The organism is Microcoleus sp. B3-D2 (genome assembly GCF_036705345.1).
Taxonomy (GTDB): Bacteria; Cyanobacteriota; Cyanobacteriia; order Cyanobacteriales; family Microcoleaceae; genus Microcoleus.
Genome location: NZ_JAUBUG010000161.1, coordinates 1 through 2,884, shown reverse-complemented (window position 1 = coordinate 2,884; position 2,884 = coordinate 1). Strand labels below are relative to the sequence as shown.

Genomic DNA, 2,884 nt, shown 5'->3' with positions numbered 1-2,884 from the left:
TGACATTTTCGGGTTCTATATTTTTCACTTCGTTCAAGTCAGTTACATCATACCTCATCTTTCTGAGAAAGGCTATAATTCAGAATTTCAACAAAGGAGATAAAATCGAGGATTTTCACAGATATAGCAACTCAAACAAACACTTCTCAAAAGCTAGCCGACATTTCCTCAAACGAGTCCTCAAACAAGGGTAAGTCAAACGAATTGTGGTGTGAACTTAGCGAAACTTCTGAAGCAGCAGTAAGCGGTGGTATAAGCGGTGGTATAAAATACCCCTTTATTGTACGCTGACATATATAGAGACAACTCTAAAGCCGATATTGGCACTTCAAACGCTAGGACTTGATACCACGCAAAAGCTTCCTCAAGTCCTAGCAAGCAAGACCGTGCAATACAGGTAATGCGCCGTTTGCCATAATGGCGGTAATTCAGAATTTCAACAAAGGAGATAAAATCGATGATTTTCACAGATATAGCAACTCAAAAAAACGATTCTCAAAAGCTAGCCGACATTTCTTTAACTAAAGGTAATTCAAACGCATTGTGGCACGAACTTAACGAAATCTCTCAAGCAGCAGTAAGGGGTGGTGCTACCGGCACTACCAGGGAGGGTATAATATACCCCGTTATTGTAAGGTTCCAATATAGAGACAACTCTAAAGCCGATATTGCCACTTCAAACGCTAGGACTTGATACCACGCAAAAGCTTCCTCAAGTCCTAGCAAGCAAGACCGTGCAATACAGGTAATGCGCCGTTTGCCATAATGGCGGTGGTAATTCAGAATTTCAACAAAGGAGATAAAATCGATGATTTTCAAAGATATAGCAACTCAAAAAAACGATTCTCAAAAGCTAGCCGACATTTCTTTAACTAAAGGTAATTCAAACGCATTGTGGCACGAACTCGACGAAACCTCTCAAGCCGCAGTAAGCGGTGGTGGTACCATCGTAGTGACGAATAACAGAGACAGCGGAGGAAGTCTTGGGGTTAGCTTATGTGGTATCGTAGCAGGTGATATTACGCCAATCGAAGAGATTGGTATCGTTGGTGTAAGAGAATAGTGGCACCTTAGAGTTTGGTCAGCTTGTCTTTACTTATTAGATATAGGTCAACCTGGCTGATTTTTTTGAGCTGCCTAGGTTCACTGAATCCCTGTAAGTCAATAGTGGCCAGTAAATGAGGACTTAATCTATTAACCAGGGACTTAAGTCCTTGGCTAATAGGTGTTTAAGTTGACACCAAGGAACAATCTTTTGTCCCTACCGAGATAGAAACAACTCTAAAGTCGATAGCGCTATTTCACACGCTAGGACTTGTAGTATGCCCAAAAGCTTCAAGTTATAGCAAGCAAGAACGTGCAATACAGGTGAGGAAAGCAATGCAGCCTAAGAAATCGCAAACCATACCAAACGATCCAAATCAAGCTTTATGGAAAGAAATCGGTGATGAGGTAGCTGGTCAACTAAGCGGCGGGGGAAGATTCAAGGGATGGGCTAAGTGCCAAGCACCGGGCAAATGTGAAGTAGGGATTAGCATTGTCGTCAAATTTTAGCAAGCATACTACGTGAAGGTCGCAGCTTGGATGGTGGGCATTGCCCACCTACACAAAAGCTTAACAAAAATTAGTACGCTAAAAACTAATGAGCCAGACACAAAAAAATCTACTCACGTTCGTTAATGAAAAGTATTTATTGGTATTATGGTTGCAGAGTTTTTGCTAACAAAACCTTTTAATTACATTAGGGAGGAAGAGACTATGGCTAGCGTCAAAAATGTGATATATGGAAGTGCAGCAAGCGAAAATATCCTTGGTAATGACACCTCTTTCTGGTCTATTGAAAACGGTCAGTATGTCCTCAGACCAGCCGACGATATCATCTATGGCTACGATGGCGATGACACTTTAAATGGGCGGGGTGGCAATGACGAATTGTTTGGCGGTGATGGCGGTGATATTTTAGTAGGCAAAGATGGCAATGATGAATTGTTTGGTGGTTCTGGTCACGATAACTTGTTTGGCGATGATGGCAATGATTCAATGTCTGGCGAATCCGGCAACGACGGCATGAGTGGACGGTCTGGAAATGACACTTTAAATGGTGGATTGGGAAACGACTTTCTGGATGGTGGTTTGGGTACAGATACATTAATCGGTGGAGATGGTAATGACTGGATTCGCGGTTCTGATGCTGCTTCAGGCAAGAAAAATACCAACGAATACGACGTACTCACGGGTGGTGCTGGCGCAGATGACTTTGTTATGGGAGTAGTTGTGGAAGTAGTTGGATATCCAGACAGTTGGTCTCATTATGTGGGGACAGGTTACGCGATTGTCACTGACTTCAATCCTGCTGAAGATACAATTCATCTCGTTGGTAATAGGGGAAGCTACACCCTTAATGCGATCACCCCTTTTAATATTGGCATCTATTACCACGACGATCTGATTGCAGTCGTTCAAAACGCAGGAAGACTCGATCTGTCTCAGCCTTATTTTGTTGTTAACCCATACGAGCACGTTCCTACCAAGGTGATAGCGTGAATCTACGAGGAGAGAAAACAGGGGGTAGGGGCGGATTTTTACCAACCATATATGTCGAACATCAACCATCTGGTAAACCCACCCCCCTCATGTTTTTACAAGAATCCAATGAGTTGAAAGATGCTTCAAAAACACAAAACAAATAATTCATTGCCATCTGCCTTGGATTTGGTATCCCGCCAAGCACTTGTTGTTGAGTTAGGCGAAGAAAATGAGGAATTACTGTCAAGAGGTTACACTGGTGAGGATATACTTCGCCCCTGATTGACCGAAGAACGAGACGCAAGCCCCTGGCTTTAGACACGGGGATAAGTCGGCAGCGGTTTCAACCGCCTTCAAT

General features: G+C 43.0%; 2 protein-coding genes and 1 pseudogene. All 3 read left to right on the top strand.

Annotated elements, in window-relative coordinates:
• Window positions 1–997: 997 nt before the first annotated feature.
• Window positions 998–1,060 (top strand): annotated as a pseudogene (locus QUB14_RS28870) (allophycocyanin); the annotation flags it as partial.
• Between the two features lie 320 nt (window positions 1,061–1,380).
• Entirely contained in the window at window positions 1,381–1,554 is a 174-nt protein-coding gene (locus QUB14_RS28305; protein ID WP_333221525.1) for a hypothetical protein, read from the top strand.
• A 204-nt stretch (window positions 1,555–1,758) separates the two neighbouring features.
• Window positions 1,759–2,544: a calcium-binding protein gene (locus QUB14_RS28300; RefSeq protein WP_333297453.1), complete on the top strand. Its 786-nt coding sequence runs from the start codon at window positions 1,759–1,761 to the stop codon at window positions 2,542–2,544.
• Window positions 2,545–2,884: the final 340 nt, after the last annotated feature.

What these genes read in the sequence shown, in the direction of transcription:
- QUB14_RS28305 (WP_333221525.1), top strand. Translation starts at nt 1,381, where the DNA reads ATGCAGCCTAAGAAATCGCAAACCATACCAAACGATCCAAATCAAGCT.
- QUB14_RS28300 (WP_333297453.1), top strand. Translation starts at nt 1,759, where the DNA reads ATGGCTAGCGTCAAAAATGTGATATATGGAAGTGCAGCAAGCGAAAAT.